This window comes from Clostridium sp. (genome assembly GCF_040797585.1).
In the GTDB taxonomy this organism is placed as follows: Bacteria; Bacillota; Clostridia; order Clostridiales; family Clostridiaceae; genus Clostridium_Z.
The window spans coordinates 1-5561 of the sequence record NZ_JBFNEO010000187.1; the positions used below are offsets into that span (position 1 = coordinate 1).

Sequence of the window (5561 nt, forward strand, 5' to 3'; positions counted from 1 at the left end):
GAAGTAGATTATTATTGTAATGAATTTAAGGGGGATATCATGGAGAAAATAGACATAAAAAAAAGACGTATGATGAAGTACTTCATAGAAGCAGCTAGAGAAATAATAGATAATGAGGGAATTGAGAAAGTAACCATAAGGAAGGTAGCCTCTAGAGCAGGGTATAATAGTTCAACTCTTTATAATTACTTTGATAATTTAGAGCACTTAACTTTTTTTGCTGTTTTTCATTATTTTCAGGATTATACTAATGATATAGGGAATAAACTTAAATACAGCAGAAATTCTATGGAAAGATTTTTTATTATATGGGAATCCTTCTGTCTTTATTCCTTTAAGTACCCTAAGATATATAAAACCATGTTTTTTGGAGAGTTTAATAGATCTATAGATGAATCAATTAAAGCTTATTATAAAATATTTCAACATGAAACTGATGATCTTAATGAAGAAACAAAAGAGATGATTGAAAGCGGAGATATATATGTAAGAAATAGTCTTCTTTTAGAATCTTGTGCTAGGGAAGAGTTTATAGATAAGAGCCATATAAATGAATTAAATGAAATAATATTACTTACCTATGAAGCTATGATTACAAGATATATTAATAATAAAATATGTGGAACTCCTGAGGAGATGACTAAAAAATTCATGTTATATTTAAAAAGAATAATGAAGTAATATATTAATGATATAAGAAATTATTATGTTAATATGGAAACTTTAATAAACTTAAAACTCCTAAACAATTTAGGGGTTTTTTCTTATTTTAAAAGGTAAAAAAACATGAATTTTAAATTAAATATAGGATTATTGTAGAAAAACATAAAATCTATCAAGAGAAATTCTTGTGAAAATTTAATTATATTGAAAAATGTCAATTGTCAGAAAATATAATCATGATTATAGAAAAAACGAATTGGTAATATAATCATGATTAAATTATTATAATTTTAAGAATATTTGAAATATAAGAGAGGAGTATAGCTATGAATTTAAAAATTGGAAACTTTCATGTTAGAGATATTAAGTTTGGTAAGAAGACAGAATTTGAAAATGGAATATTAACTATCAATAAAGAAGAAGCTTTAAATTTTGTTATGGAGGATAGCCATATAACAGAGGCAGATCTTTATATTGTAAAACCAGGGGATAAGGTTAGGTTAGTACCAGTAAAAGAGGCCATAGAGCCAAGAATTAAGTTAAATGGATCTCCTTTGTTTCCAGGATATACAGGGGAACTTTCAAAATGTGGACATGGTACATGTCATGCTTTAAAAGATATGTCTTTAATTGTGGTTGGAAAGCATTGGGGAGGATTTCAAGATGGGCTTATAGATATGAGTGGAGTGGGAGCTAAGTATTCTTACTTTTCTACCCTTAAAAATTTAGTTTTAGTTGCAGATAGTGATGAGGATTTTGAAAAACATGAGCAACAGAAAAAGAATAATGCCCTTAGAAAAGCAGGCCATAAATTAGCAGAGTTTATTGCAACCAGTGTAAAGGATAAGGAACCAGAAGATATAGAGAGGTTTAATCTTGAACCTATAACAAAGAGAGAAGATGCTACTAAAAATTTAAAAAATGTAGTCTTAGTACTTCAACCTCAATCGCAAATGGAGGAGCTTGGGTATAACGATTTACTTTATGGATGGGATACAAATAGAATGTTACCAACATTTATACATCCCAATGAGGTTTTAGATGGAGCTATGGTATCAGGAAGCTTTATGCCTTGTTCATCAAAATGGAGTACTTATGATTTTCAAAACTTTCCTATGATTAAAAGATTATATAAAGAGCATGGAGATACCATAAACTTTTTAGGGATAATAATGTCTAATCTTAATGTTGCATTAGATCAAAAAGAAAGAGCTGCTTTATTTGTAGCTAATATGGCAAGAAACTTAGGAGCTCATGCGGCAGTTGTGGCAGAAGAAGGCTATGGAAATCCAGATGCAGATTTTATAGCATGTATAGTAGCCTTAGAAAATGAAGGAATAAAAACTGTTGGATTAACTAATGAATGTACAGGAAGAGATGGGAAATCTCAGCCTCTTGTATCTTTAGATGAAAAGGCAAATGCTATAGTGTCTTGTGGAAACGTTTCAGAACTTATTGAACTTCCACCTATGGATATAGTTCTTGGAGAACTGCAGGCTTTAGGTAGAGATGGACTTTCTGGAGGATGGGCAGATGATGAAGTTTTAGGACCTTCTGTGAGGGAAGACGGCTCAATAATTATGGAGAATAACTCAATGTTTTGTGGAGATCAAGTAGTAGGTTGGTCAAGAAAAACTATGGTGGAATTTTAGGAGGGCGTATTATGAAAAAAGCTATACTTTATGTAAATCAGTTCTTTGGACAAATAGGTGGAGAAGATAAGGCAGATTTTCCACCAGAGATAAGAGAAGGTACAGTTGGACCAGCAATGCAATTAGATAAGATTTTGAAAGAAGCTAAAGTAAGTCACACTATAATATGTGGAGATAATTTTATGGGCTCTAATACTAAAGAAGCTGTAGAGAGTATATTAAATTTTCTAGAAGATAAAAAATTTCATATATTCTTTGCAGGACCTGCATTTCAGGCGGGAAGATATGGAGTAGCATGTGGAGAAATATGCAAGGCAGTTAAGGAAAAATTTAATGTTCCTGTAATAACTTCTATGCATGAAGAAAATCCAGGAGTAGAAATGTTTAGAGAGCATATGTACATTTTTAAAGGTGGTCATAGTGCAGCAAAAATGAAGAAGGATATAGAGAGTATGGCTCTATTTGGAGATAAGATTCTAAGAGGAGATGAGAAGAAAGGAGCAAAAGAGGAAGGTTACTATGGACGTGGAATAAGGCATCAAGTATTAAGGGAGGATGGAAAATCAGCAGTAGATAGGGTTATAGATATGCTTCTTAAAAAGATAAATGATGAAGATTATGTATCAGAATTACCTATACCAAAGGCAGATAGAGTTCCAATAGCCCCACCTATAAAATACCTATCTCTAGCTAATATAGCAGTAGTTACCACAGGAGGAATTGTACCAATTGATAATCCAGACAGGATACAATCTGCTTCAGCTACTAGATGGGGAAGATATGATATATCTAAGATAAATGATTTAGAGCAGGGAGTATATAAAACTATTCATGCTGGATTTGATCCATCAGCTGCTGATAGAGATCCAGATGTTATAGTTCCTATAGATGTATTAAAAGCTTTTGAGAAAGAAAAGAAAATAGGAAAGCTTCATGATTATTTTTATTCCACTGTAGGTACTGGAACAACTCAAGGGGAAGCAGCTAGAATGGCAGAGGAGATTATTCCTTATTTATTAGAGGATAAAGTTAATGGAGTTATTCTTACTTCCACATGAGGAACTTGTACACGTTGCGGTGCAACCATGGTAAAAGAAATAGAAAGAGCTGGAATTCCTATTGTCCAGATGGCAAACTTAATTCCAGTATCTAAAACTGTAGGAGCTAATAAAATAGTTCCAACTATTTCAATTCCATATCCTTTAGGAGATCCTTCTACAAGTAAGGAAGAACAGTTAAAGTTAAGAAGTCATAGGGTAGAAGTGGCATTAAACGCTTTAACTGAAGATATAAAAGAACAAACAGTATTTAAAGTTAAAATTTAAGCTGGTAAATTTTAGAAAGGAGAGCCTTATGAAAAAAGAGAATAATAAAGTTTTCTATATATCCTTATTATTATCTATTACAGTAGTACTTTGGGGAATTCTAGCCAGTGAAAGTTTCCAAAGTATAGCAGGTAGTGTAATGAAATATTTAACTGAATATTTTGGATGGGCCTACTTACTTTCTATGCTTATATTTGTTATATTTGCACTATTCTTAGCCTTTAGTAGGTTTGGAAAAATAAAGCTTGGACCTGATGATTCTACTCCAGAATATAGTACCCTTTCTTGGTTTGCTATGTTGTTTGGAGCTGGTATGGGAATAGGATTAGTATTTTGGGGAGTAGCAGAGCCTTTAGCACACTTTACAAATCCTCCATATGGTTCTGCTGGAACTCCTGAGGCAGCTAATTTTGCAATGAAATCTGTTTTTATGCATTGGGGATTTCACCCTTGGGCTAATTATAGTATTTTAGGACTAGCTCTTGCATACTTTCAATTTAGAAAAAATAAACCTGCCCTTGTGAGCTCAGTATTTATACCTATAATAGGAGAAGAAAGGGCAAATGGACCTATTGGTAAACTTATAGACATACTAGCTATATTTGCAACAGTTGGTGGAGTTGCCACATCCTTAGGTCTTGGAACCCTTCAAATAAATAGTGGATTAAACTTTCTTTTTGATATTCCTAAGAACTACAAAGTACAGTTAATAATAATATTAATAGTTACAGTTATTTATATATTAACTGCAGTAAGTGGAGTGGAGAAGGGGATTAAATTAATATCTGATATTAATCTATATTTAGCTTTTGTTTTATTACTTTTTTGTATATTCATAGGACCGAAGATCCCTATGATTAACTCTTTAGTTAATGGCTTAGGAGAATATGTACAAAATTTTATACAGGATAGTCTTAAGATAAACTCTTATGGCGACAATGGATGGCTTGGAACCTGGAGAATATTTTATTGGGCTTGGTGGATTGCTTGGGCACCATTTGTAGGTACTTTTATAGCGAGAATTTCTAAAGGTAGAACTATAAAAGAATTTATAATGGGGGTTATAGTGGCTCCATCCTTAGCATCCTTTGTATGGTTTTCTGTATTTGGAAGTATGGGATTAAATCTTTCAAATAAACTAAGTATTGATGTTTTAAAAAATATAGCCTTAGAACCAGATACTGCTCTATTTGTAGTACTTTCTAATTATAAATTTGGAGCAATAATATCTATAATTGCAGTAGTTCTATTATGTACATTTTTTATAACTTCTGCTAATTCAGCTACCTTTGTTCTTGGAATGTTAAGTTCAAATGGGAATTTAAATCCAAGTAATAGGAGAAAAATACTTTGGGGAGTTATACAAGCTCTTTTTGCAGTAGCTTTATTATTATCTGGAGGTTTAGAGGCTCTTCAAACTGCTTCCATAGCAGTGGCATTTCCTTTTATATTTGTAATGATATTGGCCTGTATATCTATTATAAAGGCTCTTAAAGATGAAAATAAGGTAGTAATAAAATCTAAAGATAATAAAGTAAATACAACTATAACTTAAAGATATAATTAGAGAAAATTTTAAGTATATAAATTAAGGTATACAATCTACAGGTGTTAAATAAATAATCTATACAAGAAAAAATACTATGAAGTTATTGAATTTTAATAACTTCATAGTATTTTTATTACTTTCAGGTATTATAAGAAAAAGTTTATTTGTAAAAATTAAAGCCAGGAGATAGTAGTTAACTACTATCCAAGCTTTTCTTCAAGGGATATTCTCTGGTTAATAAGAAGATCCATTTTATTATTAATAATGCTAAGCTCCTCATTTAATATGAAATTAAGCAGCCCTCTTGGAATTTTAAATAAAGGGAATAATTTTAGTTCATCCTTATAGATATCAATAGAATCATTTTCAGTG

At 31.3% G+C, this 5561-nt stretch carries 4 protein-coding genes; all 4 read left to right on the forward strand.

All coding sequences use genetic code 11. The features are described from left to right. A partial coding sequence (locus tag AB2369_RS10895) for a TetR/AcrR family transcriptional regulator (RefSeq protein WP_367666507.1) occupies positions 1-681 on the forward strand: 681 nt, incomplete at its 5' end. A gap of 308 nt (positions 682-989) precedes the next feature. Next, positions 990-2315 (forward strand): glycine/sarcosine/betaine reductase component B subunit, encoded by a 1326-nt coding sequence (locus tag AB2369_RS10900; RefSeq protein WP_367666508.1) that lies wholly within the window; start codon positions 990-992, stop codon positions 2313-2315. A gap of 11 nt (positions 2316-2326) precedes the next feature. Further along, complete coding sequence (gene grdH, locus AB2369_RS10905) at positions 2327-3640, forward strand: betaine reductase selenoprotein B (protein ID WP_367666509.1); 1314 nt, start codon at positions 2327-2329, stop codon at positions 3638-3640. 28 nt (positions 3641-3668) lie between these two features. Then, complete coding sequence (locus AB2369_RS10910) at positions 3669-5195, forward strand: BCCT family transporter (protein WP_367666510.1); 1527 nt, start codon at positions 3669-3671, stop codon at positions 5193-5195. Positions 5196-5561 lie beyond the last annotated feature (366 nt).

Bases quoted from the DNA above. Each gene is read 5' to 3' on its own strand.
- AB2369_RS10900 (WP_367666508.1), top strand. From the start codon at position 990: ATGAATTTAAAAATTGGAAACTTTCATGTTAGAGATATTAAGTTTGGT.
- AB2369_RS10910 (WP_367666510.1), top strand. From the start codon at position 3,669: ATGAAAAAAGAGAATAATAAAGTTTTCTATATATCCTTATTATTATCT.